Raw genomic sequence first — 24,864 nt, forward strand, 5'->3', positions numbered from 1 at the left:
GTGCCGCAGTTGGGCACCGCCATGGGGCGGCGTTCATGCGCCGCTCCGGAGGCTGTGGCCGGTCAGGTGCAGGAAGAGATCCTCCAGGTTGGGGGAGCGCACCTGCATGCCGGTCAGCGGCACCCCCAGGCCCAGCAGCCGCGGCAGCAAGGCCGCCACGTCGGGGCAGTTAAGCTCCACCTGATCCCCGTGGGGCCGCAGCGGATAACCCAGGCTGGCGAGGGCCGGGTGATCCGCGAGTCGCACCAGCACACCGTCGAAGTGCCGCGCCAGCAGGGCCGCCGGCGTGTCCAGGCTGAGCAGATGGCCGTGATCCACGATGGCGATGCGATCGCACAGTTGCTGGGCCTCGTCCATGTAGTGGGTGGTGAGCACCACCGTCTTTCCCTGGGCCTTGATCGCCTCGATCCGCTGCCAGAAGTGGTGACGAGCCTGGGGATCCAGCCCTGTGGTGGGTTCGTCCAGAAACAGCAGTTCGGGATCCCCGAGCAGGGCCAGGGCCAGCAGCAGGCGCTGACGCTGGCCGCCGGAGAGCTTGCGGCTGTCCCTGTCGATGAACTCCCCAAGGGCGCACAGATCGATGAGCAGTTCCCGTGGCAGGGGGTTGGGATAGAGGCTGGCGAACAGGCGCAGGGTGTCGCGCACCGTCAGAAAATCCTGCAGCGCCGTGTGCTGGAACTGGATGCCGATGCGGGAGCGATAATCGGGGCCGCGGGGGGCGCCATGAAACAGGATCTGCCCGCTGTCCGGGGTGAGGATCCCCTCGAGCAGCTCTATGGTGGTGGTCTTGCCCGCCCCGTTCGGGCCGAGCAGGCCGAAACAGCTCCCGGCGGGAATGGCAAAGCTGAGTCCGTCCACCGCCCTGACACCGGGAAAGTACTTGATGAGATCGACGACTTCGATGATGGCAGCCATGGCCTGTCTCCCTGGGTGGCCGAGAGTGCGACGTCCTGACTATATCCAAATCTCCCGAGAAGGCCATGGCTCATCCACCAGGGCGTGGCGGCGCGCAAAAACAAACGGCGACCCAAGGGTCGCCGTTTGCATCACGCCAGCCGGATCACAGGATGTCCAGCAGCTCCACTTCGAAGACCAGAGCGGAGTAGGGCGGGATGGAGCCGGCGCCACGGGCACCGTAAGCCAGATCCTGCGGAATGTAGAGCTTCCACTTGGAGCCAACCGGCATCATCTGCAGCGCTTCCACCCAGCCGGCGATGACGCCGGTGACCGGGAATTCGGCAGGCTGGCCGCGAGCGACCGAGCTGTCGAACACGCCACCGTGGGTGAAGGTACCGTGGTAGTGCACACGCACGGACTGACCGGCCACCGGCACGGCGCCGTTGCCTTCTACCATGACTTCGTATTGCAGACCGGAGTCGGTCACTTTCACGTCGGCGCGCTTGGCGTTGTCGGCCAGGAAGGCTTCGCCATCGGCGGCGGCGGCCTTGGCAACGGCTTCCTGCTCTTCCTGCATGCGGGCGGTGATGACCTGGAAGGCATCATTGATATCGTCACGGCTGACCGCGAACTCCAGGCCGTTCAGGGCATCTGCCAGACCTTGTTGCAGGGCAGGGATATCCAGACCGGCGAAGGCTTGCTGCGCCAGCTGATCACCCATGTTGCGGCCGATGCCATAGCTGGCCTTCTGTTCGATAGAGTCGTATTGGGACATTGAGATGTTGCTCCGGGTCCTGAGGGTAAAAGAGACGGGATAATATCAGACTTTTTGGCGAGGTGCTGCCGGCGGCCATCCTGATTTCCCCGCCCGTGGGAGAGACTTCACATCCCCCTCATCCCCGACCCTTCTCCCGCGAGGGGAGAAGGGAGAGGAGACGGCCCAACCACAGGCTGGCTCAGGCGCGATCCAGCAAGGCCCGCACCGCTGCCACCTTGGCACCGTCGGTGATATTGACCCGGCCATCGTCCGATGGTGCCCATGTTCACACACATGAGGAGGCACCATGCCGCCGCGCGGCACCTATCAGGCCTTGTCCAGCAAAGCCCTCACTGCGCCACCTTGGCGCCGTCGGTGATATTGACCCGGCCGTCGTCCGAGGTACCCATGTTCACACACATGAGGAAGCACCATGCCGCCACGCGGCACCTATCAGGCCTTGTCCAGCAAGGCCCTCACCGCAGCCACCTTGGCGCCGTCGGTGATATTGACCCGGCCGTCGTCCGAGGTACCCATGTTCACACACATGAGAGGCACCATGCCGCCGCGCGGCACCTATCAGGCCTTGTCCAGCAAGGCCCGCACTGCGGCCACCTTGGCGCCGTCTGTGATATTGACCCGGCCGTCGTCCGAGGTGCCCATGTTCACCCCGTGGGGCACCATACCGCCGCGCCAGCCCATGCCGGACATGTGCACCTCGCTCACCCCGGTGAACTCGAGTATGGTGCGCACGTTGTCGGCATTGACCCCGGCGCCGGGCATCAGGCTGGCGCGGCCCGCCAGGGTATGCTGCATCGCCTGCAGTGTCTCCAGACCCGCCAGGGCGGTCGGGGCATGGCCGGAGCTCAGGATCCGCTCACAGCCGGCCGCCACTATGGTCTCCAGATCGGCGCGCCAGTTGGAGCTGAGATCGATGGCGCGATGGAAGGTGACACCCAGGGGACCGGCCGCCTCGACCAGCTGTTGCAACTGGGCGGCAGGCACCCTGCCCCCCTCGTCGAGCAGACCCACCACCACCCCTTGCAGGCCCGCAGAGCGCGCCGCCGCGATATCCAGCAACATGAGTTCGAACTCGGCGGCACTGAAGCAAAAATCCCCGGCACGGGGGCGGATCATGGCGTAGACGGGAATGGTTGCGTGGCGCGCCACCTGTTGCATGAAACCATAGGAGGGGGTGAGACCACCCAGCCCCAGCGCAGAGCAGAGCTCGATGCGATCCGCTCCGGCTTGCTGGGCGGTGAACAGGGATTCCAGGTTGTCGATGCAGATTTCAAGACGGGTCATGATGACTCCTTATCTAGGGAGATCAGACCCAGTGCCTGATCTCATAAATTGAGCAGGGCGGCGCCACGCACGCCCCCGGCGCCGCCGAAGCGGGCCTGGCGGATAGCCGGCAGGGCGACGCCGGGCAGCAGATGGCCGGGCAGACGCTTGGGCAGCTCTTCATAGAGGGCGGGCAGCCCGCTGAGGCCGCCTCCCAGCACCACCACCTCGGGGTCTATCACCGAGATGGCGGTGGCGAGCCCGGCGGCCAGGATCTCCAGCCAGCAGTCGATGGCCGAGAGCGCCGCGGGTTCCCGGGCCTCGGCACGGGCGACTATCTGGTGGCCGCTGGCGCGCTCGCCGCGGAAGTGGTGATAGAGCCGCTCCAGGCCGGTGCCCGAGGCGTAGGTTTCGAAACAGACCAGGCGGCCGCAGCCGCAGCGGGGACGGGGCAGGTCGGGGTATTTCATCAATATGGTGGCCGGCAGCGGGTAATGGCCTATCTCCCCCGCCAGCCAGTTGCGACCCTGGATGAGCTTGCCCGCCAGGTAGATGGCACCACCTATGCCGGTGCCAATGGTCACCCCCAGCGCACTCTCGGCCGCGGCGGCGGCACCCTGGTGCACTTCGGACCAGAGGAAGCAGTTGGCGTCGTTGTCGACGCTGACGGTGCGCGCCAGTCGTGCGGCCAGATCCGCGCCCAGATGACGACCGTGAATGGCGGGCAGGTTTGCCGCCACTATGCTCCCATCCAGGCGATTGATGATGCCGGGAAACCCGATGCCGACGGCGCCTTTCGCACCGAAGCGGGCGTCCGCCGCCTCGACCCGCGTCAGGATCAGCTGCAACAGCCCCTCGTAATCATTGCCGGGGGTGCTCATGCGTTCTTCGTGACAGAGATTCAGACCACCGTCATACACCGCGAAGGCAATCTTGGTACCACCAATATCAAATCCGTAATACATGCCACACTCCCTTGCCGGTGAACCGGGTCACCTCAGTCTGTCCAGATGGGGCACATTGTATTAATTCGCAAAAAAAATAAAGTAACCATGGGCGAAAAACGGGAGCCAGCTCAAAGCAAACGGAACATTTGTCGCTGAAGACAGGGTTGTCCCAGGCTCGTCAGGGTGCGCTCCTGGCCGTCAAACACGAAGCCGCGGCGCAGGTAGAACCCCTCGCCGATGTGATTGCCATCGAGCAGCCAGAGCCTGACGCACTCGCAGCCGGCCCTGCGCATCTGCACCGCCACCGCCTGCCACAGCCGCTTGCCATGGCCCCGACGCCAGTGTTCCGGGTGCAGATAGAGCGCCCGGATGCGCGCCGTCATCATCCCCTCCTCGTGGGCTGGGTGCCAATAGAGCAGGCCGATGACGACCTCGTCCTGGCAGAGAAGCATGGGAGCGGGGGCCGGCTCGGCGAGCCGGCGGCGCCAGATCTGCAGATGCTCGGTGACCGCCAGCTGGGCCAGCAGATCCTCACCGAGCACGCCGCCATAGGCCGCCAGCCAGCTGGCCCGCTGCATCACCGTCATGGCGGCGGCATCGGCGGGACGGGCCAGCCTCAGGCTTATGCCTTGCACTTGGGCTCCAGCCCTGCCGCTCGTGCCTGCTGATACAGGGGCTGCACCTCGGCCTGCTGGGCCTGCAGTTCGGCGATGCGATTCTCGTCGCTTGGGTGGGTGGAGAGCAGCTGGGGCGGCGCCTTGCCACCGGCGGCGGCACTCATGTTTTGCCACAGGGGGATGGCCTCGGCCGGATTGAAACCGGCGCGAGCCATCAGCTCCAGACCGAGTCTGTCGGCCTCGCTCTCCTGGGTCCTGCCATAGGGCAGGGTGATCCCCACCTGAACCCCGAGCCCGAGCGCCGCCATGGTGGCACCGCCTCCCTGGCTGCTGCCGATGGCCGCATCGGCCACCGCCAGCCCTATGCCGGTCAGCTGATCCCGGGAGAGGCGTTCGTTGGAGTGCTGTGCCAGCACGTGGGTCAGCTCGTGGCCGATGACGGTGGCGAGCTGATCCTGATTCTTGGCGACCTTGAGCAGTCCGCTGTAGACGCCGATCTTGCCGCCAGGCAGGGCGAAGGCGTTGACCTCCTTGGAGTCAAACACCACCACCTCCCAGCTGGTGATGCCATAGCTGGCAGGCACCTGGGCGGTGACCGCCTTGGCCACGCAGGAGACATAGGCATTCACCCTGGCATCCTTGCTCACCTTCTCCTGCTTCTTCATCTGCTCGAAGGAGTCGGCCCCCAGCTGGTTCATCTGCTGGGGGGAGAAGAGCAGCATCTGGCTGCGGCCGGTCGGCGACTGGGCACAACCGGCCAGCAGGGCGCTGCACAAGGCTGCCAGGCCGAATTTGGACAGGGAAGATGCACGCATGAGAGGGTCCTTTACCGTGAAGTTGCCCTATTCTCGGGAATGCCGCCCTCCGGTGCAAGCCAGGCGCCACCCCATGCGACCAAAAAGATCCCATGGCGCCAAAATAAAAACGAGCCCGTGCGGGCTCGTTTGTTTGCGGTGCAGAAGCGGGATTACATGATGCCCAGCTTCTTCAGATCGGCTTCGGCGATCTTGGCAGGAACCGGTACATAACCATCCTTGGCGACTATGGTCTGACCCGCCTTGGAGAGCATCATCTTCACAAACTCCTGCTCCATCGGGGAGAGCGGCTTGTTCGGAGCCTTGTTCACGTAAACGTACAGGAAGCGGGAGAGCGGGTACTTGCCGGTCAATGCGTTGTCTGCGGTCGCTTCGACGAAGGTAGTGCCGTCCTTGGAGAGCGGTACGGCGCGCACGCCGGAGGTGACGTAGCCGATGCCGGAGTAGCCGATGCTGTTCAGGGAAGCGGAGACGGATTGCACCACGGAGGCGGAGCCCGGCTGCTCGTTCACGCCGCTCTTGAAGTCACCGTTGCACAGGGCGTGCTCCTTGAAGTAACCGTAGGTGCCGGAGACGGAGTTGCGACCGAACAGCTGCAGATCCTTGCTGGACCAGTTGCCATCCAGACCCAGATCGGACCATTTGGTGGCGGCCTTGGCTTCGCCGCACTTGAGGGTGCTGGAGAAGATGGAGTCAACCTGCTGCATGGTTAGCCCCTTGATGGGGTTGTCCTTGTTCACGAACACCGCCAGGGCATCAACCGCGACGCGGATGGCAGTCGGCTTGTAGCCGTAGCGCTTCTCGAACGCCTCTTCCTCACCGGCCTTCATGGCACGGCTCATGGGACCAAACTGGGCGACGCCCTCGGTCAGGGCAGTCGGGGCTGTGGAAGAACCGGCGGCCTGGATCTGCACGTTGACGTTGGGGTAGACACGCTTAAATTCTTCGGCCCACAGGGTCATCATGTTGGCCAGGGTGTCCGAGCCCACGGAGGACAGGTTGCCCGAGATGCCACTGGTCGGGGCGTAATCCGGCAGATCTTTATCCACACCGGCAGCCAGGGCGCTGACGGAAAACAGGGTTGCTGCGGTGAATCCGATTACACCAGCCAGTTTGTTGAGTTTCATCCAATCTCTCCAAAGTTACAGAAGGCAATTGCCAATACATGGCGCCGATTAACACTGTCTTGCGGTGGTCAACCCGACTGCATCAGTCAGATTGTTAAGTTCTATTCCGTCCCCTCTTTCCCAAGGTGACGCTGGGTCTGTTCTTAAGACGGCGCCAGTATCTGACCTGGCAGTGACAAATTTATGGAATTTATATGACACTTTGATGACATGGGCCGGGCGCGGCACAAATGCCAAGGGGGCCGCTCTCGCCGCCCCCTTTCTTATTGCTAACCATTTGTAAAAAAAGACTATTTAACCACCACCATACGGCCGGGGATGAGGAAGCTGAAACGGCTGCCCTGGCCGACCCGGCTCTCTATCTCGAGCTGGGCATCGTGATGGCTCAGGGCATGCTTGACGATGGCGAGGCCAAGGCCGGAGCCGCCGGTGTGGCGGGATCTGGCCTTGTCGACCCGATAGAAGCGCTCGGTGAGCCGCGCCAGGTGTTCCGGGGCTATCCCCTCCCCCTCGTCCTGAACCACAAAGAGCGCCATGGCCCCCTGCTTGCGCCACTCCACCGTGATCTTGCGACCGGCCGGGGTGTAGTGAATGGCGTTGTAGACCAGGTTGGAGACGGCGCTGCGCAGCTGGTCCCTGTCCCCCTTCACGAACAGATTGGACTGCACCTGGAACTCTATCTGATGGGCACTCTCTCCCGACAGGGCCCGCGCCTCCTGCTCCAGCAGCCCCAGCATGGCGGGCATGTCCACCAGATGGGAGAGATCCACGGTCGGGGCCGCCTCGATGCGCGACAGGGTGAGCAGCTGATTGACCAGGTTGTCCATGCGGATGGTCTGCTCCATCATCACCTTGTGCGCCTTGGCCCACATGGCGGGGGGGGGCGGCTCCTCGGTCATCTCCAGATAGCCCTTGAGCACGGTGAGCGGGGTGCGCAGCTCGTGGGAGACGTTGGAGACGAAGTGCTTGCGGGTCTTCTCCAGGCTGCGCAGGCGGGTCACGTCCCGCACCACCAGCATGGCCTGATCCTCGGCATAGGGCATGATGCGAAACTCGAGAAACTTCTCCTCGTTGATGGGGGAGCTCATCTCGAACGGCTCGTCATACTGCCCCTTGCCGAGGTAGGCGACGAAACCGGGGTGACGGATGAGGTTGCCGATGTGCTGGCCGGCATCCTCGGGCCAGCGAAAGCCGAGCAGCTGCTCCGCCAGCCGGTTGCACCAGAGGATGCTGCCGTCGGTGCGAAACACCACGGCGGCATCGGGCAGGGCCTCTGCCCCTTCCCGAAACCGGCGGATGAGGCCCGCCAGCTCGCGGCGCCGGGCCCGGTGGCGCTGCTGCAACTTGTAGATGCCATTGAAGATGTATTCCCAACTGCCGCTGCCATGGGGCGGCACCAGGCTGCGATCGTGCCACAGCCAGTCCGACAGCCGCTTCTGGAAGCGGTAGTGCCAGCCCAGGTGCAGCACGGTCGCCACCAGCAGGCAGAGGGAGAGGTGTTCTATCAACCAACCTACCAAGACGAAGGGGGCGTAGAAGAACGCCATTCGCCACAACTGTCGCCGCCAGGCGTAAGGTTGCAACATGTTATCCCCTAGAGACGGGTTGAGAAGCGGTATCCGGCTCCACGCACCGTCTGGATCAATCTGTCGTGCCCGGTCTCTTCGATGGCCTTGCGCAGGCGACGGATGTGCACGTCCACCGTCCTGTCTTCTACATAGACATTGGTGCCCCAGACATTGTTCAGCAGTTGCTCGCGGCTATAGACCCGCTCGGGATGGGTCATGAAGAAGTGCAGCAGCTTGAACTCGGTCGGTCCCATGTCCAGCGCCTTCTCCTCGGCGCTGACCCTGTGGGAGACAGGATCCAGCTTGAGTCCCTGCACCTCGATCACCTCGTCCACCGAGGTGGGGGAGACCCGGCGCATCACGGCGTGCAGGCGGGCGGTCAGCTCCTTGGGAGAGAACGGCTTGGTGATGTAGTCGTCGGCACCCGCCTCAAGGCCGCGCACCTTGTCCTCCTCCTCGCCGCGGGCGGTCAGCATCACCACCGGGATCTGGCGGGTCACCTCGTCCTGCTTGAGCTGCTTGATGAACTGGATGCCGCTGCCGCCTGGCATCATCCAGTCCAGTACGATGAGCTCGGGGTAAGGTTCACGCACCTTCGCCAGTCCATCGGCATAATCTTCTGCCTCAACCGTCTCATATCCTTTTTGCTCGAGCACGAAGCAGAGCATCTCGCGGATTGGTGCCTCGTCCTCGACCACCAGAATTCGCTTAGCCATATCCCTTCTCTCTCCTCTGTGAAGATGGGTGCGCCAATTATTAGAACTTTCTGTGACACTTTTATGACTTTATGACAGGCGGGATGATAAACGTTTTCAGATTCAACTGGCAGCAGCGAGTTGCAGCAGGTCCCAGCGGTTGCCACTGATGTCCTCGAACACCACCACTGTGCCATAGGGCTCCTGGCGGGGCTGTTCACAAAAATGGACACCGTACGCCTGCATGCGCTGGTAATCCCCCCAGAAGTCGTCGGTCTCGAGGAACAGGAAGACCCGGCCTCCTCCCTGCCGCCCGATGGCGGCCTGCTGTTCGGGGGTGGCCGCACGGGCCAGCAGCAGGGCAGAACCGGGAGCGCCTTGCGGAGCGACCCGCACCCAGCGCTTGCCCGGTTTGCCCGGCTCGTCGAGGGGCGTGTCTTCGAGCAGCGCGAACCCCAGCCCCTGGGTGAAGAAGGCGATGGCCTCGTCATAATCGGCCACCAGCAGGGCCAGGGCGCCCAGGTGTTGTGACATGGAGATACTCCTCGATGGATGAGTGAAGGGGGCCAAGCCCCGGCTGGGGCGCATCATAACGGCTGCAAGGCCAGTGCTCCAGCCGCAATCACCTGCGCGAAGGCAAGGCACTTCGCCGGTTGGCAGGGCTGCGCCCTAGCCCACCTCGACCCGGTTGCGACCCCGCTCCTTGGCCTGATAGAGCGCCTCGTCCGCCCGTTTGAGGGTCAGCTCAAGGGAGTCCCCGCGCCGCTCCGCCACCCCGAAGGAGGCGGTGATCCTGAGTCCCAGGGGCCACTCCCTGTAGGCTTCCAGCGCTCCCCTCAGCCGCTCGGCCAGCCTCTCGGCCCTCGCCTGCTCATGGTGCAGGCAGACCAGCACGAACTCCTCTCCCCCCCAGCGCACCAGGCGGCACAGGCTGTCACAGTGGCGCAGCAGCTCGCTCACCATGTGCTTGAGCACCTCGTCCCCCATGGGGTGGCCGTGGGTGTCGTTGACCCCCTTGAAGTGATCGATGTCGATGTAGATGAAGGAGAGCGGCATCTCCCCCAGCTCGCTCAAGAGCTTCTCGCCACCGAGCCGGTTGAGGGCCCCGGTCAGGGGATCGTAGCGGGCCTCCTCCTCGGTGCGGCGATACTGCTCGCACAGGCTCTGGCTGAGCGCCTCCGCCGCCAGCCGCGCCTCGCGGGCCTTGCGCAGCTTGTCTCCCATCAGCAGGTACTGAGTCAGAAACAGCAGTATGCCGTATACCAGCCAGCCCAGCAGCAGCTGGCGGTAGAAGTCCCCCGGCTTGCCCCAGCGGCCATAGAACTCCAGCTTATCCAGGATCAACCGGTAGTCCCCGGGCTGCATCCTGTCGTCGGTGGCAAGCTCGATGGCATAGACATGGTGCAGATCCGTCCCCTGCTGCGCCAGCGGGATCCGGTACTGCTGCACCCACCAGGAGCTGGGGGCGAACACCTTGAGGGGGATGTCCTGGATGCGGCCGTAATCGTCGGGACGAAAGAGTACCTCGTTGAACTTGTGGGAGATCTCGTCCCCGGCTATCGAGTAGGCGGGATCATAGTTGCGCAGATAGAGGCGCCAGCTCTGCGGTTCGCCCCCCTCCACCCTCAGCTTGACCCGCACGCCGCTGAAGTGGGAGAGATCCAGCCCCCACTCGGGGGCTGACAGGGTCAGGATCAGCTCACAGAAGGGGGAGCTGTGGCCCGCGCGCAGCTTGCAGTCGATGGCCGGCTTGTCGCCCCCGGCGATCAGCGTGGTGACCGATTGGCCCCCATGGGCGCGGTCATCCTGGGCCCTGGCGGCTATGCTGGCCTGACCCAGTATGTCCAGCCGCTGCTCTGGCCCGAACTCGAACACCAGGATGGCCAGCAGGCTGCCGAGCAGCAGGCTCCAGAACAACATATTGGTCACGCGGGAATAGGATGGGGTCATGGCGATCACACCTGAAAAAGAGCTTTTACTCTACACCTTGGAATTCCGCACCGTGCTGATCCAGATCCAAGGTTATTACACACGCCCTCGTGGGCGCAGGGGCATTGGTCGGCTCAGCCCGCGCGCAGGGCGTCGCCTGCCATCCGCCGGGCTGAATCCTGTCGGCATTGCACCGCAAGAGGCGGACGCCAGCTCCTGGGGAAGCGGGTTCCCGATGTCATCATTCCTTTCACCACTGAGCGCTCCATGCCATGGAAAAATAAAGAAAAATCATCGCAGAGCCCCAGTCTACACAAGCAAGCGGTACGGCAACACCCCCTAGCCCTCTTCCCGCAGCGCCCGATAGAGGGTGGTGCGGCTGATGCCGAGGCGGCGCGCCGCCTCGCTCACGTTGCCACCACACTCCGTCAGGGTCTGCTGCACCCGCTGCCGGCTCTGCTCGCGCAGGGTGGTGGCACCCCGGGGAGCCGGCATGGCGGCCACCTCGGGCAGGTGCAGGTGGGCGGGGTCAATCCAGCCCTGCCCCTCCGCCAGCACGCAGGCCACCTCCAGCGCCTGCTTGAGCTGACGCACGTTGCCGGGCAGGGGATGGGCCAGCAGCTGTTGCTCAGCCTGCGGCGTCAGTTGCAGGGCCGGGTCCATCTCGGCGAGCAGGCGCCGAATCAAGCCCAGGCGCTCGCCCTGGGGCCAGGCCCGCAGCGGCGCAAGATGCTGGCGCCAGCCGCAGATGCGGTAATAAAGATCCTCGCGAAACCCGCCGCCCTGTACCATGGCCGCCAGATCCCGGTGGCTGGCGCTCACCAGCCAAAAGTCCACCGGCTCAGGTCTGTGGCTGCCCACCGGGGTGACGGTGCGCTCCTGCAGCACCCGCAGCAGCCGGGTCTGGGCCGGGAGCGGCAGCTCGCCGATCTCGTCCAGCATCAGGATGCCCCCATGGGCGGCGCGCAGATAACCCTGGCTGCCCTGGCTGCGGGCGCCGCTGAAGGCCCCGCCCACGTAGCCAAACAGCTCGGCCTCCACCAGATCCGCTGGCAGGGCACCGCAGTTGACGCACACCAGAGGCTTGTCCCGTCGGCTCGACCCTCGGTGCAGGACGCGCACCAGGTGCTCCTTGCCGCTGCCGGTCTCCCCCTCGATGAGCAGGGAGATGCCCCGCTCCAGCATCTTGAGGGGCACCCCGGCGGTGGCGGGCGGCGTTGCCGGCAGGGACTGGGTTTCGGTTTTAATCACCACGGGATCGGGCACCAGCCGCAATCCGCGCCGATCCCGCAGCAGCTGCTTGCCGTCAAACGGGTGCTGGCCTAGCCAGAGCCGTCCGGCCCGGTTGGCCCCGAGCAGCTCGCCCCCCTCCCCCAGCAGCAGACGGGCAGACCAGAGACTCTGGGGATCGAGATCCACCAGCCAGCCCGGCTGGCGCGCCAAGAGTGCGTTCTCGAGCGTCATGGCCAGGAGCCGCACCGTGCCCAGCATATCGCCATCGTGGTGGGCCGCATCGGTTGAGATGTCGAGCACGCCGAGCAGTTGCCCGTCCGGCCCGAGCAGGGGGCAGGCGCTGCAACTGAGGAAGCTGTGCTGGGCGAAGAAGTGCTGGGCCCCCAGCACCTGCACCTCGCTCTGCTCTGCCAGCGCGGTGCCGATGGCGTTGGTGCCCTTGCTCGCCTCCCCCCAGCGGGCGCCGCTGCGCAAAAAAATGCGCTCGGCGTGGCGGGCAAAGCCGTCGTCCCCGCTGGCGGCCAGAATGGCCCCCTCACCGTCGCACAGCAGCAGGCGACAGGGCCTGCCCGCCAGCAACTGGGCAAACAGCGGCAGCACGAAGCGCTGGAAGCAGGTGATAAGGGTTCTGTGCTGCTCCTGGCGGGCCGACAGCTCCCCCTGGGGCAGCAGATCCAGCTCGGCGCTCTGCTGACGGAGCAGGCCCTGATGCAGGCAGCGCTGCCAGGAGCGTTGGATCGGGCTGGGACTGGGACTGGATTGAGGTAACTCGCTCATCACGCCTCCTGCTCATACAGAACATGAATAGGGCCGGGACTAGATTGGGGTAACTCGCTCATCACGCCTCCTGTTCACAAAGGGCACAGTGTCACGGCCACTGTCCAGAAACGGCACAGTCTCATCGGCACCGCCGCGGTCACTGGTTAATCAAGATACGCCGCCGCACCCCGTTTGATAACGTTTTTGTAACTTTTCGTCCTCTGGTCAGACCCTCTGGCACGGCCCTTGCGATACAGAGAAGCAACCGGACTGCCCGCCAGGCCGGTCAGGACCACACACATAAGGATGATGAGATGATTTATACCGCTCCCGGTCAGGCAGGTGCCCTGGTCAGCTTCAAGTCCCGTTACGACAACTTCATCGGTGGCGACTGGGTGGCGCCGCGCGCCGGCCGCTATTTCGAGAACGTCTCGCCGGTGGATGGTCGGGTGTTCTGCGAGGTGGCCAGATCCGACGCCGCCGACATCGAGCTCGCCCTGGATGCCGCCCACAAGGCGTTCGCCAGCTGGAGCAAGACCAGCGTCACCGAGCGCAGCAACCTGCTGCTGCGCATCGCCGATCGCATCGAGCAGAACATAGAGGTGCTCGCCGTCGCCGAGACCTGGGAGAACGGCAAGGCGGTGCGCGAGACCCTGGCCGCCGACCTCCCCCTGGTGGTGGATCACTTCCGCTACTTCGCCGGCTGCATCCGCGCCCAGGAGGGCTCGGCCGCCGAGCTGGATCAGCACACCGTCAGCTACCACTTCAAGGAGCCCATCGGCGTGGTCGGCCAGATCATCCCCTGGAACTTCCCCCTGCTGATGGCGGCCTGGAAGCTGGCCCCCGTGCTCGCCGCCGGTTGCTGCAGCGTGCTCAAGCCCGCCGAGCAGACCCCGGTCACCATCATGCTGATGATGGACCTCATCAAGGACATACTGCCCCCCGGCGTGGTCAACGTGGTCAACGGCTTCGGCGCCGAGGCGGGCCAGGCGCTCGCCACCAGCGACCGGATCCAGAAGCTCGCCTTCACCGGTTCGACGGAAGTGGGCGCCCATATACTGCGCTGCGCCGCCGACAAGCTCATCCCCTCCACCGTGGAGCTGGGCGGCAAGTCCCCCAACATCTACTTCGCCGACGTGATGCAGCATGAGAGCAGCTACATCGACAAGGCGGTGGAAGGGATGCTGATGACCTTCTTCAACCAGGGGGAAGTGTGCACCTGCCCCTCCCGCGCCCTGGTGCAAGAAAGTATCTATGACGACTTTATGGACAGGGTGCTGGCCCGCGCCCGCACAATCGTGCAGGGCAACCCGCTCGATACCAATACCCAGGTCGGCGCCCAGGCGTCCCGCGAGCAGTTCGACAAGATCCTGAGCTACATGGAGATTGGCCGCGGCGAAGGGGCCAGGATGCTGATCGGCGGCGGCCCGGCCACTGTGAATGGCCTGGAGGGGGGCTTCTACATCCAGCCCACCATCTTCTCGGGCCAGAACAAGATGCGGGTGTTCCAGGAGGAGATCTTCGGGCCGGCGCTCGGGGTCACCACCTTCAAGGACGAGGCGGATGCGCTGGCCATTGCCAACGACACCCAGTACGGGCTGGGGGCGGGCCTGTGGACCCGGGACAGCAACCTGGCCTGGCGCATGGGGCGCGGCATCCAGGCCGGCCGGGTCTGGGTCAACTGCTACCACGCCTACCCGGCCCACGCGGCCTTCGGCGGCTACAAGAAGTCGGGGATAGGCCGCGAGACCCACAAGATGATGCTGGACCACTACCAGAACACCAAGAACCTGCTGGTGAGCCACGACATCAACCCCCTCGGCTTCTTCTAAGCCCATCCTGTGATCCACAAGGGCGCCTGCGGGCGCCCTTTTTCATGCAGCTCAGGCCACGGGTTGGCCCAGCTGCTGGCGATAACGCTGGGGGGCGCCCCCCTGCTCCCGCTGGAACATGGCGATGAAGGCCGAGGTGGAGGTGTAACCGAGGCGCCAGGCTATCTCCTGCACCGGCATCTCCCCCCGCAGCCAGTCCAGCGCCTTCACCAGCCGCAGCCGGGTGCGCCACTGGCCGAGGCTCATGCCGAGCTCCTTCTGGCAGCGCCGCGCCAGGGTGCGCTCCGTGGTGTGCAACACCCTGGCCCACTCGGCCAAGGTGCGGTTGTCCTCGGGGGCCGCGTGCAGGGCGGCCAACAGCGGTGCCAGCAGGCGGTCCCGACTCTGGGGCAGGTAGCTTGGCTGGCAGCGGGTGCGGGCCAGCTTCTCGATGAAGAGCTCCCCCTGGCGCGCGTCCCACTCGTCTTCCAGATGGCCGACCCGACGCTGGGTAAAGTCCTCCAGCAGGGCGCGCAACAAGGGAGTCAACGCCAGCAGCTGGGGTTCCCTTGGTAGGCGCGGCGCCAGCGCGTGGCTCACGTAGATGGAGGTGTAGTCCAGGGTCTGCTCGTTGAAGGCGCTGTGGGGCAGGTTGGCCGGCACCCAGATGAGGTAGTCGGCCGGCGCCACCAGCCGCTCTCCCCCGACCTCCACCACCATGACCCCCAGGCTGATGAGGCTGAGCTGGCCCCAGGGGTGGGCGTGCTCGGCGCAGGCGTTGCCTCCCTGGATCTGGCTGTAGCGAAAATAGAGGGGGTTGGGGTCGGCCAGCAGGCGATCCTGCTCGGCCAGGGTGAGGCTGCCCATGAAGATTGTCCCAAAGCGGTTATGACATGTCTTATTTACGCTACTTGCATCGTTCAAGACAAGGCTAGACTCTCCCCATCGTATCAAGGAGTGCCTATGCCCTTTCTCTTCCCCCTGTTCGCCATCCTGATCTGGGCCGCCAATACCGTGGTCTCCAAGGCCGCCGCCGGCGTGCTGGATCCCGCCGCCATCTCCTTCTACCGCTGGGTGATCGCCGCCCTGGCGCTCTCCCCCTTCTGCCTGCCGCAGCTGTGGCGCCGCCGGCGCGATCTCCGCCCCTGGCTCGGCAAGCTGCTGGTGCTGGCAGCCCTTGGCATGGTGCTCTACCAGTGCCTGGCCTACTACGCCGCCCACAGCACCTCGGCCACCAACATGGGGGTCATCGGCTCCCTCATCCCGCTGCTGACCCTGCTGCAGAGCGCCCTCTTCTTCGGCCAGCGCCCGGGCAAGCAGGCGCTGCTCGGCATGAGCCTCTCCCTGTTCGGGGTGCTCTGGCTGCTCGGCAAGGGCAACCCCCTGGCCCTGCTGCACGACGGCATCAATCCGGGGGATGGCCTCATGCTGCTCGGCTCCGCCAGCTATGCCCTCTATGGCCTGCTGATCCGCCGCTGGCAACTGCCGTTCGGCCCCTGGCTCAACCTCTATCTGCAGATCCTGCTGGCGGTGCTGCTGCTGATCCCAGTCGCCCTGAGTGCGGACTCCCTGGCGGTGCCTGCCGAAGGCTGGGGTCTGGTGCTGTTCGCCGGGCTCGCCTCCTCCCTGCTGGCGGCCTACTGCTGGATGCGCGGCCTGGCCAGCCTGGGGGCGGAGCGCACCTCTGTGTTCATGAACCTGATGCCCCTGTGCACGGCGCTGATCGCCGTCATCTCCCTGGGTGAGCCCATCCACGGCTATCACCTGCTGGGCGGCGGCCTGATCCTGACCGGCGTCATGATCTCCCAGTTCAAGCCAAGGCTTCGCCGCCCTCTGCCCGAAGGGGCATAAGCGTGCGAACGCCGCTCTGGCGAGATGAAAGAAGGGAGCCTCAGGCTCCCTTCTTTCATCTGCGGGTTAGCACCATCTCAGCTGCTGCGGCGCCAGTGGTAGCGGCGCTCGGGGCGGCCGCGCTGGCCGTAGTTGAGATCCACGTCCAGCTTGTCTTCGGACTCCAGAAATTCCAGGTAGCGGCGCGCCGTGGTGCGGCTAAGCGACAACCGCAGCGCCACCGTGTCGGTGGAGAAGGCGGTGTCCGGCTCCCCCGCCAGCAGCTCCAGTACCTGGCGCAAGGTGATGGCGTCTATGCCCTTGGGGGTGTCGCGCACCTCCCTCGGCTGAATGCGCCCCTTGCCCATCAGGCGGTCGAGATCGCTCTGCTCCAGCAGGCCGCGCTCGCACAGACGGCGATGCAGGGTCAGGATCTCGTCCAGGCTCTGCTGGATGCGAAACAGCCGCAGCGGCTTGATGATGTAGTCCTGCACCCCGAGATTCAGGGCCTGCTGTATGGTCTCCACGTCGCAGGAGGCGGTCACCATGACCACCAGCACCTCCCGGTTGTGGCTGCGCAGCCGGTTCACCCACTCCAGGCCCGAGCCGTCTGGCAGGGAGATGTCCACCACCAGCAACTGGGGTTCGGTGGCACGCATCATGAGATCGGCCTGGGCCAGGCTCTCGGCCCGCCCCAGCAGGGAGTAGCCCGGGGTCGAGGAGATAAGCTCGGCCAGGATGGCGCCGATCCGCTCGTCGTCCTCGATAACAAGAGTGAAGATTGGCTTCATGACTCACACCAATTGGTTTTTATTCAAATAGATACCGAACAAAGTGGTCTGTTCGGCGGTGCGGCGCCATTCTATCACACCCCCGCGGCGGGCCACCGTCTTCTTGACCAGGAAGAGGCCGACCCCGTGATCCCCGGTCTGACGGCTGACCCCATAGTCGAACAGGTGATCCGCCAGCGCCTCGTCCACCCCCTCGCCACTGTCCTCCACCTCGATCACCAGCCGGCGCCCGAAGTCATCCACCGAGATGAGCACCCGGGGGGCGCACCGCTGGCGGTTCGCCCAGGCGGCCCGGATGCCGTTGTCCAGCAGGTTGCCGATGCAGGTGATGAGATCCGCCGACACCTCGGCCGGGTACTCCCCGAGCGCCGAGCCGGGATCCAGCACCAGCTCGACCCCGAGCTCCCGCGCCCGGCTGAACTTGCCGAGGATGAGACCGGCCACCGGCTTGTTCTCGATGGAGCGCAGCAGATCCTGCAGCATGGTCTGGCAGGCCTCGTTCTCCTGCTGGATGAGCTCCACCGCCTGATCCACGTGACCGAGCTGCAGCAGGCCGGAGAGGCTGCTCAGCTTGTTGGCAAACTCGTGGGTCTGGATGCGCAGCATCTCGGCATACTGGCGCAGGTGGGTCACCTGCATGCCGAGGCTGCCGGTGCCGTCCGGCCGGCTGAAGATCAGCATGCGCCCCGGCTCGCGGCCGCCGAGCTCCTGCCAGTGGCCGACGAAGGCCTCCCCCTGCACGGTGAAGTTCACCCCGCCCTCCTGCTCCAGGGCGGGCAGCAGGCTGGGGGCCAGCTCGGCCAGGGAGTGCCCCAGCAGGGCGTGGCGACCTGTGCCCGGCAGCCGCAGCTGGTAGAAGGCCGCGCTGTTGAGCATCTTGATGCGATGGTTGCCATCGAGGGCCACTATCCCCTCCGAGATGCTCTCCAGCACCAGATCCTGCTGGGCGAAGCGGTTGACTATGGTCTCCGGCTCCAGATCCAGCAGGGTGCGCCGCAGCCGGTGCTGCAACCAGAACGCCAGCAGCAGACCACATCCCAGCACGGCGCCGATGGCGCTGATGAGCAGGGCGATCCGCTCCAGATAGATGCCCTCCACCGTGCGCATCAGGTAGCCCACCGCCACCGCGCCTATGGCGCGCCCGTCCGCCCCTATCACAGGCGAGAAGCAGCGGATGGCCGGGCCGAGGGTGCCCGCGTCCCTGGAGCAGTAACTGCGCCGCTCGTGGATCGCCGGCCAGATATCCTCGCCACGGAAGGTCGCGCCGATCAGCTCGGGGGAGGGGTGGCTCAGGCGGCGGGCATGCTCGTCGGTCACCACCATGTAGGCGGCATCGGTGCGGCTGCAGATCCCCTGTACATAGTCCCGCAGGCCGGGATCGCTGCCCTGCTGCAGGGCCTGCACCACCCGGCCGTCCGCCGCCAGCACCCGGGCCAGATCGCTCCCCTTCTCCTCCAGGTTGCTCTCCAGCAGGTGGCGGATGAAGAGGGCGAGCAGGCCCCCCAGGATCAGGATCAGCAGCAGTGACAGCCCGAGGGAGAGGGTGACCAGTTGGTGGCGCAGTTTCATCGATTCACCTTGCAACGTCAGGAGGCGGACCAATAGTGCGGGCGCCACCAGGTCTGGTCAATGAGCGGCGCGGGATCACCGTCAAAATCCGCCAGCCCCTCCTCGCGGGCGGTCAGGGCCACGGCCCTGGCGACGGCGCGGGCCACCTCCCCCACCTCCTCTATGGGGGGCAGCAGTCGCCCCTCTGCCAGCGCACAGGCGCCCACCGCCCGCACCGCCGCCTGCAGCATGCCATCGCTGATGCGCCGCGCCTTGACCGCGCAGGCGCCCAGGCCAATGCCCGGGAACACATAGACGTTGTTGCACTGGGAGACCACCCGCAGCTCCCCCGCCACCTCGACCGGGGCGAAGGGACTGCCGGTGGCGAGCAGGGCGCGCCCGCCCGTAGCCCGCCACACCTGCTCCGGAGTCGCCTCGGCGCTGCGGGTCGGGTTGGAGAGGGGCAGTATCACAGGGCGCTCGCACGCCTCCCCCATGGCCGTCAGCACCGCCTCGTCAAACAGGCCCCCCTGACCGCTCACCCCGATCAGCACCCCGGGGTGCAACCGGGCGATGAGCTCGGGCAGAGAGGTGCATGCCTCCTCTGCCGGGCGGGCGAAGGGCTGCTGGGAGGGAGTCAGGTTGGCCCTGTCCAGACAGACCAGGCCGTCCTGATCGAACAGCTGCACCCGCTGCGGGCTGCTCGCCAGCCGCGCCAGCATGGCGGCGATGCCGCAGCCCGCCGAGCCAGCCCCGACGATGAGCACAGGGGTATCGGCGAGCGTGCTGCCCGCCTGCTGCAACCCAGCCAGCACGCAGGCCGAAGCCACCGCAGCCGTCCCCTGGATGTCGTCGTTGAACATGCACAGCTCGTCTCGATAACGAGCCAGCAGATTGGCGGCATGCTTGCCGGCGAAGTCTTCAAACTGCAACACCACCTGGGGCCAGCGCGTGCGAATGGCCGCCACCACCTTGTCCATGAAGCTGTAGTAGGTCTCGCCGTCGATGCGCGGGGCCTGCCAACCGAGGTAAGAATCATCCTCCAGCAGCTCGGGATTGTTGGTGCCCACATCGACGCACAGCGGCAGAGTGCGCGCCGGGTTGATGCCACCGGCGGCGCTGTAGAGCGCCAGCTTGCCGATGCAGATCCCCATGCCGCCGATGCCGAGATCGCCGAGCCCCAGCACCCGCTCACCATCGGAGATGACGATGACGTCCACCTCCTGCTCCACCGCGGCAAAGATGGCGTCCAGCTCGTCCCTGTCGTGCCAGGAGAGGTAGAGACCGTGGCTGCGCAGGTAGAGATCGCTGTGGCGCTGGCAGGCCTCCCCCACCACTGGGGTGTAGATGATGGGCAAGAGCTCCGGCAGGTGGTGGCGCACCAGATCGTAAAACAGCACAGGGTTGTCCTCCTGCAACTGACGCAGCAGCAGGTGCTGGTCGAAGGGGCTCTGCATGGCGGAGACCAGGCGGTAGATGCGGCGGCGCTGCTGGGAGAGGGACTCCTCCTTGTGGGGCATGCGCCCCATCAGGCCCTGACGCTTGCGTTCGGCATAGGGCAGGCTGGTGCCCATCATGATGTCGTTCATGTCGTTTTCCTGTATCCGGTCGTCACGCGAGCAGAGAGATGAGGGCGGTGGCCAGGATCAGCATCACGGCCCCGCCGAGGCGAGAGGAGATCTGGGCGAAGGGCATCAGCTTCATGCGCTGGGCTGCCGACAGCACGGCCACGTCACCTGTGCCCCCCATGTTGGCCATGCACAGGCCGCCGGTGATGGCCGCCTCTATGGGATAAAAACCTATCATGCGCCCCACCAGGGCCGCCCCCAGGGCACCGCCCACCACTGTGGTCAGCACCATGATGAAGTAGTTGATCGAGAAGGCGCCGATGAGCTCGGGGATGCTGGTGTAGGCCACCCCTATGCCCACCAGCAGGGAGGGGGTGAGGTTGCTCACCACGAATTGATACCAGTCGGCGGCCGCCTGCTCGTAGCGGCGCGGCAATACACCGCTCACCTTGATAAAGGCCACCGCCAGAATCATCAGGGCGAAGGGGTGCATGGGGATGAAGTTGCCGAGCAAGGAGCCCAGCACGAACATGCTGGAGCTGATGAAGAGGCCGAGCCCCAGGCTCTGCAGGGTCGGCGCCTCGGCCTGCTCGTCGGCGACGCTCTGGCTGTTTTCCTTGACCATCAGCTTGCCGTTGCCGGTCAGGGAGGGGTAGCGGCGACCGAGGCGCGCCAGCAAGGAGCCCACCAGTATGGCCAGGGTGTTGGCGATCACCACGGCGGGCACCATGCGCGACAGCAGGTCGGCACTGGACATCTGCAAGGGGCCGGAGAGGATCTCCACCAGCGGCACGGCGCCGGCGCCCATGCCGCCCCCCATGATGGGCAGGCCGATGAGCAGCACCGCATTCTTGAAGCCGTACCCCATCAGGGAGCCGACCAGGCCGACGCTCAGCAGCGCCAGCGCCACGCCTCCCAGGATCACCGGCAGGTAGCGCATGGCGGCGTTTTTCAGCAGGGCGCCGCTCATGCCGAACACCGAGCCGGTCACCAGGCTGGCGATGAAGAAGTTCAAAAAGCCCCCCTCCTTCATGAAGCGGGTGATCACCTCACCCGCCTCGGCCGGCAGTATCCTGTACTCGAACAGGGCGGCGCCGCCGAAGATGGCGAGTATGGTGCCGCCCCCCAGGTACTCCCGTATCGGGGGGATCCGCTCGCCGAGCTCGCTCAGCAGGGTGCCGAGCACGAACATCAGCGCCAGGGCGCCGACCATGCCGAGCGGCAATGAGCCGTTCCAGCCGGCGTAGAGGACGCAGGTGGCGAGCCCGAGGAAGATCATCATGGGCATGCCGGCGATCTGCTGGTCGCCCCAGGCGCCCTTCATCTGTACTTCGGAGGTAGAGAGGTTTTTCATTGTTATGCTCCAGCTTGTGGTGTGGCGCCACTCTACGTATCCCCTCCTCTGCTGTCGGTTAGCGGCCCTGCAAAGCCATATAAAAACATTGAAACCTTAAGCACCATTGCCCTCCCCGCGTCCCCGGCCCCGAGACTGAATGTGAGCTGAATCACGCTTTACTTAGCCTGCTAAATAAATATAATGCTTAGCAGGCTAAGTATATGAGGTGTCTGCCATGAAAAAGGATCTGGAGATGTTGCGCGAGCTCTCCCTCGCCGAGCGAGTCGGACGATTACACCGACTGTGGCGCACCGTGGCCGATATCGAGCTGGCCCCCTTGGGGTTGACCCATCCGCGCTGGACCGCGCTCTGGAAGCTGAGTCGCCTCGGCGGCCACCTCAGCCAGAAGACCCTGGCCGAGGCGCTGGAGATAGAGCTGCCCTCCCTGATGCGCACCCTGGGTCAGCTGGAAGAGCAGGAACTGGTGGAGCGCCACTGCTGCAGCCAGGACAAGCGCGCCCGCATCGTCACCCTGACCCCGGCCGGCAAGGCGCTGCTCGACCAGATCGAGGATCGCATCATGGAGATACGCCGGGAGCTGCTCACCGGCATCAGCCAGCAGGAGCTGGCCCAGTTTGAAGAGATAGTGCACCGCATCTCCGCCAACGCCCTCGGCAAGATCGGTGCCCAGCATGAAGAGAGAGAATAAGATGACCCCGGATCAACAATTCAAGCGCTGGATCAAGTGGGCCATGGCCTGTTTCGTCCTGGTGTTCGGCTACTTCCTGCTGGCCGACATCAAGATGCCCCTCACCCCCCAGGCCATGGCCACCCGGGTCGTCACCAAGATGGCGCCCCAGGTCAGCGGCAAGGTGGTCGAGGTGGCAGTGGTGAACAACCAGCACGTCAAACAGGGGGATCTGCTGTTCGTGCTGGATCCGGCCCCCTTCGAGCTCGCGGTCGAGCAGGCCAGACTCGCCCTGGATCAGGCCGAGCAGCAGAATCGCCAGCTGGATGCGACCCTGAACGCCGCCGCCGCCGACTTCAGCTCGCTGCAGACCCAGACCGCCCAGAAACAGCGGGAGGCCGAGCGCATCGATACCCTCTATCGCCGCCACATGGTGTCTGAGCAGCAGAAAGATGACGCCGACAGCGCCGCCCGCACCGCCCGTGCCAACCTGCTGGCCAGCCAGGCCCGCATGGAGCAGGCTCGCGTCAACCGCGGCCTGGCCGGTGACGACAACCTGCTGCTGCGCCAGGCGCGCAACCGCCTCGCCCAGGCCGAGCTGAACCTCACCTACAGCCAGGTCCATGCGAGCCAGGATGGCATCATCACCAACCTGCAGCTCAAGCCGGGCAGCGTGGCCACGGCGGGCGCTCCCCTGCTGGCCCTGGTCTCGGAGCAGGTGGACGTGATCGCCGATTTTCGCGAGAAGAGCCTGCGTCACATCACCCCGGAAAGCCGCGCGCTGGTCGCCTTCGACGGCGAGCCAGGCCGCCTCTATCCGGCCCGGGTCGCCAGCCTGGACGCCGGGGTCAGCGCCGGCCAGTTCGACGCCAACGGCCTCTTGGCCAACCCCATCGAGTCCGACCGCTGGGTGCGGGATGCCCAGCGACTGCGTCTGCACCTGACCCTGGATCAGCTGCCCGCCCATCTGCCGGCCGGGGCCCGCGCCACTGTCCAGCTGCTGCCGGACAACGCCCTCAGCGCGTTCTTTGCCCGCGGCCAGATCCGCCTGCTCAGCCTGCTGCACTACATCTACTGAGATGACGACCATGAACCTGTGGCACAGACCCCTCACCGCCAACGAGCTGCGCCAGTGTCTGCGCATCGCCTTCGGCTGCACCCTGGGGTTTGTACTGTGCAAGATCTTCGGCTGGAGCAACGGGGTCTTCTTCACCGTCACCCCTGTGCTGCTGCTCGGCATGATCCCCGTGATGAACGGCCACGCCGCCCGCCAGCTCATCGCCTCGGCCGCCATGTGCGGGCTGGAGGTCGGCCTGCTGGGCGGCCTGTTCGGCAGTCATCCCGGGCTGATGACCCCCCTCGTCTTCCTGCTGTTCCTCTACCGTTTCGCCGCCATGTCCCGGGGCAGCCTCTTCCTGTTCGGCGCCAACGGCGTGCTCAGCCTCAGCATCATGCTGCACTTTGCCAGCTATCCCGGGACAGATCTGAACGATCTCATCTTCAGCAACCTCTGGGCCAGCATCCTGTCGGTGCTCATCGCCTACCTGATGACGGCCCTGATCCCGGACGTGGAGCCCCGGCCTGCCCCCGCCCCCTCTCCCAAGGCGCCACACCGGATGCGCCACGAGGCCCTGCTCGGTGCCAGCATCGCCACCCTGTCGTTCCTGGTCTTCCAGCTGTTCGATCTGCGCGACTCCATGTCCGCCCAGGCGACCACACTGCTGGTGCTCTTCCCCATGCACTGGGACGGGGCCCTGAGCTACGCCCGCAAGCGCGCCATGGGCACCCTGCTGGGGGTGAGTTTCGGCATCCTGGGGCAGCTGGTGCTCTACGACTGGTCCGGTCTGCTCCTGCTGGTCACCCCCCTGCTCTGGCTCGGGGCCATGCTGTTCAGCCATGCCCATGTGAAGGAGGCGAGCGGCTCCGGGGTCGGCTTCGGAGCCCTCACCACCCTCGGCATCCTGTTTGGCCAGTACCTGACCCCGGGCAACGATCTGGTGTTCAGCGCCCTCTACCGGGTGAGCAGCATCCTCTTTGCCATCGTCGCCACCCTGCTGGCCTGCTACCTCATTCACCGCCTGCTCAACCGTTTCGAGGCGACCCGTTTCGGTTATTGATCCCCTTTCCAATGGCCAAGGATGTGCTGTCTTTCGCCCCGCAACCCTGCGGGGCGTTTTTTTGCCCGCCGGTTGCACAGGGGACGGACGCATCCCGACGCACGGCCCCCACCATGAGGTTGCACTCATCCCCCAGCCTGTTAGGCTCAACTCCATATGACACCGACAAAGGATGCGACATGAAACACGCCAAGCTCTTTCTACTGGGGATGGGGGGTATGATCCTGCTCGGCGGCTGCGATCTGGGGGCCGGCAAGCTGGGGGTGACAGGGGGCGATCCCGTCACCTATCTGTGCGAGCAGAACCAGAAGGTGCAGGTGCGCTACTTCTCCCTCTCGGACGAGAGCCTGAACTTCGTCAAGCTCGCCCTGCCCGATGGCAAGGATTACACCCTGCCCCAGGCGGTCTCCGCCTCCGGCGCCCGCTACACCGACGATCACGAGGTGGTCTGGTGGAACAAGGGGAAGGAAGGCTTCGTGGAGATGCGTGATGACGCCGGGGAGTGGCAGAGCCGCTACAACGACTGCAAGGAGCAATAAGCCCCGCA

Annotated in this window: 23 protein-coding genes and 2 pseudogenes; 6 read left to right on the top strand and 19 right to left on the bottom strand. The window is 65.3% G+C overall.

Translation table 11 applies throughout. The features are described 5' to 3' along the window. Positions 1 to 33 precede the first annotated feature (33 nt). From HB860_RS13820 to HB860_RS13885, 14 genes and pseudogenes are all read right to left on the bottom strand, one after another. Positions 34 to 915, bottom strand: coding sequence for an ABC transporter ATP-binding protein (locus HB860_RS13820; protein ID WP_247627026.1), 882 nt, complete (start codon positions 913 to 915; stop codon positions 34 to 36). A gap of 145 nt (positions 916 to 1,060) precedes the next feature. After that, positions 1,061 to 1,672, bottom strand: coding sequence for an FKBP-type peptidyl-prolyl cis-trans isomerase (locus tag HB860_RS13825; protein WP_005324672.1), 612 nt, complete (start codon positions 1,670 to 1,672; stop codon positions 1,061 to 1,063). Positions 1,673 to 1,853: 181 nt separating this feature from the next. Further along, positions 1,854 to 1,972 (bottom strand): annotated as a pseudogene (locus HB860_RS22380) (copper homeostasis protein CutC); the annotation flags it as partial. A gap of 135 nt (positions 1,973 to 2,107) precedes the next feature. Then, a pseudogene (locus tag HB860_RS13835) lies at positions 2,108 to 2,224 on the bottom strand (copper homeostasis protein CutC); the annotation flags it as partial. Between the two features lie 9 nt (positions 2,225 to 2,233). Next, positions 2,234 to 2,959 carry a copper homeostasis protein CutC gene (locus HB860_RS13840; RefSeq protein ID WP_247627027.1) on the bottom strand — a complete coding sequence of 242 codons (726 nt, stop codon included), beginning with the start codon at positions 2,957 to 2,959 and terminating at the stop codon, positions 2,234 to 2,236. A gap of 41 nt (positions 2,960 to 3,000) precedes the next feature. Beyond that, a complete protein-coding gene (locus tag HB860_RS13845) occupies positions 3,001 to 3,903 on the bottom strand; it encodes an ROK family protein (protein ID WP_247627028.1) in 903 nt (300 codons plus the stop codon). Between the two features lie 110 nt (positions 3,904 to 4,013). Continuing rightward, positions 4,014 to 4,520 (bottom strand): GNAT family N-acetyltransferase, encoded by a 507-nt coding sequence (locus tag HB860_RS13850; RefSeq protein ID WP_247627029.1) that lies wholly within the window; start codon positions 4,518 to 4,520, stop codon positions 4,014 to 4,016. Beyond that, positions 4,508 to 5,317, bottom strand: coding sequence for a M48 family metallopeptidase (locus tag HB860_RS13855; protein ID WP_043131085.1), 810 nt, complete (start codon positions 5,315 to 5,317; stop codon positions 4,508 to 4,510). Before HB860_RS13855 ends, HB860_RS13850 begins: the two co-directional genes overlap by 13 nt. Before the next feature lie 152 nt (positions 5,318 to 5,469). After that, positions 5,470 to 6,444, bottom strand: coding sequence for a PstS family phosphate ABC transporter substrate-binding protein (locus tag HB860_RS13860; RefSeq protein ID WP_139438166.1), 975 nt, complete (start codon positions 6,442 to 6,444; stop codon positions 5,470 to 5,472). 290 nt (positions 6,445 to 6,734) lie between these two features. Further along, positions 6,735 to 8,030, bottom strand: a complete 1,296-nt coding sequence (phoR, locus tag HB860_RS13865) for a phosphate regulon sensor histidine kinase PhoR (RefSeq protein ID WP_042648619.1) — start codon at positions 8,028 to 8,030, stop codon at positions 6,735 to 6,737. An 8-nt stretch (positions 8,031 to 8,038) separates the two neighbouring features. After that, entirely contained in the window at positions 8,039 to 8,728 is a 690-nt protein-coding gene (gene phoB, locus HB860_RS13870; protein WP_041206225.1) for a phosphate regulon transcriptional regulator PhoB, read from the bottom strand. Positions 8,729 to 8,830: 102 nt separating this feature from the next. Beyond that, positions 8,831 to 9,241 carry a VOC family protein gene (locus HB860_RS13875; protein WP_202046898.1) on the bottom strand — a complete coding sequence of 137 codons (411 nt, stop codon included), beginning with the start codon at positions 9,239 to 9,241 and terminating at the stop codon, positions 8,831 to 8,833. 135 nt (positions 9,242 to 9,376) lie between these two features. After that, positions 9,377 to 10,657 (bottom strand): GGDEF domain-containing protein, encoded by a 1,281-nt coding sequence (locus HB860_RS13880; protein WP_247627030.1) that lies wholly within the window; start codon positions 10,655 to 10,657, stop codon positions 9,377 to 9,379. Between the two features lie 318 nt (positions 10,658 to 10,975). Continuing rightward, positions 10,976 to 12,646: a sigma-54-dependent Fis family transcriptional regulator gene (locus tag HB860_RS13885; protein WP_247627031.1), complete on the bottom strand. Its 1,671-nt coding sequence runs from the start codon at positions 12,644 to 12,646 to the stop codon at positions 10,976 to 10,978. Positions 12,647 to 12,942: 296 nt separating this feature from the next. On the opposite strand from HB860_RS13885, the gene exaC reads away from it, so the two are divergent. Then, on the top strand, positions 12,943 to 14,460 hold the full coding sequence (gene exaC, locus HB860_RS13890) for an acetaldehyde dehydrogenase ExaC (RefSeq protein ID WP_247627032.1): 1,518 nt from the start codon (positions 12,943 to 12,945) through the stop codon (positions 14,458 to 14,460). A 51-nt stretch (positions 14,461 to 14,511) separates the two neighbouring features. Here exaC and HB860_RS13895 read toward each other — a convergent pair whose 3' ends face one another. Further along, entirely contained in the window at positions 14,512 to 15,306 is a 795-nt protein-coding gene (locus HB860_RS13895) for an AraC family transcriptional regulator (protein WP_247627033.1), read from the bottom strand. A 96-nt stretch (positions 15,307 to 15,402) separates the two neighbouring features. Here HB860_RS13895 and HB860_RS13900 point away from each other — a divergent pair, with 96 nt between their 5' ends. Then, entirely contained in the window at positions 15,403 to 16,290 is an 888-nt protein-coding gene (locus HB860_RS13900; protein WP_247627034.1) for a DMT family transporter, read from the top strand. A 77-nt stretch (positions 16,291 to 16,367) separates the two neighbouring features. Here the strand turns inward: HB860_RS13900 and HB860_RS13905 are convergent, their stop codons facing one another. The 4 genes from HB860_RS13905 to HB860_RS13920 are packed head-to-tail and all read right to left on the bottom strand — an operon-like array spanning position 16,368 to position 21,530. Then, positions 16,368 to 17,060 carry a response regulator gene (locus HB860_RS13905; protein ID WP_005324712.1) on the bottom strand — a complete coding sequence of 231 codons (693 nt, stop codon included), beginning with the start codon at positions 17,058 to 17,060 and terminating at the stop codon, positions 16,368 to 16,370. Positions 17,061 to 17,063: 3 nt separating this feature from the next. Beyond that, on the bottom strand, positions 17,064 to 18,629 hold the full coding sequence (locus HB860_RS13910; RefSeq protein WP_247627035.1) for an ATP-binding protein: 1,566 nt from the start codon (positions 18,627 to 18,629) through the stop codon (positions 17,064 to 17,066). Between the two features lie 17 nt (positions 18,630 to 18,646). Further along, entirely contained in the window at positions 18,647 to 20,197 is a 1,551-nt protein-coding gene (locus HB860_RS13915; RefSeq protein ID WP_247627036.1) for an NAD-dependent malic enzyme, read from the bottom strand. A gap of 22 nt (positions 20,198 to 20,219) precedes the next feature. Next, positions 20,220 to 21,530 carry a 2-hydroxycarboxylate transporter family protein gene (locus HB860_RS13920; protein ID WP_247627037.1) on the bottom strand — a complete coding sequence of 437 codons (1,311 nt, stop codon included), beginning with the start codon at positions 21,528 to 21,530 and terminating at the stop codon, positions 20,220 to 20,222. A gap of 217 nt (positions 21,531 to 21,747) precedes the next feature. Between HB860_RS13920 and slyA the strand changes: the two genes are divergently transcribed. From slyA to HB860_RS13940, 4 genes are all read left to right on the top strand, one after another. Next, positions 21,748 to 22,221 (top strand): transcriptional regulator SlyA, encoded by a 474-nt coding sequence (slyA, locus tag HB860_RS13925; protein ID WP_247627038.1) that lies wholly within the window; start codon positions 21,748 to 21,750, stop codon positions 22,219 to 22,221. A 1-nt stretch (position 22,222) separates the two neighbouring features. Further along, positions 22,223 to 23,278 carry an HlyD family secretion protein gene (locus tag HB860_RS13930; RefSeq protein ID WP_202047145.1) on the top strand — a complete coding sequence of 352 codons (1,056 nt, stop codon included), beginning with the start codon at positions 22,223 to 22,225 and terminating at the stop codon, positions 23,276 to 23,278. Between the two features lie 10 nt (positions 23,279 to 23,288). Further along, positions 23,289 to 24,317 (top strand): DUF2955 domain-containing protein, encoded by a 1,029-nt coding sequence (locus tag HB860_RS13935; RefSeq protein WP_247627039.1) that lies wholly within the window; start codon positions 23,289 to 23,291, stop codon positions 24,315 to 24,317. Positions 24,318 to 24,496: 179 nt separating this feature from the next. After that, positions 24,497 to 24,856: an MliC family protein gene (locus tag HB860_RS13940; protein ID WP_139436481.1), complete on the top strand. Its 360-nt coding sequence runs from the start codon at positions 24,497 to 24,499 to the stop codon at positions 24,854 to 24,856. Positions 24,857 to 24,864 lie beyond the last annotated feature (8 nt).

Source organism: Aeromonas genomosp. paramedia (assembly GCF_023093515.1).
Classification (GTDB): domain Bacteria; phylum Pseudomonadota; class Gammaproteobacteria; order Enterobacterales; family Aeromonadaceae; genus Aeromonas.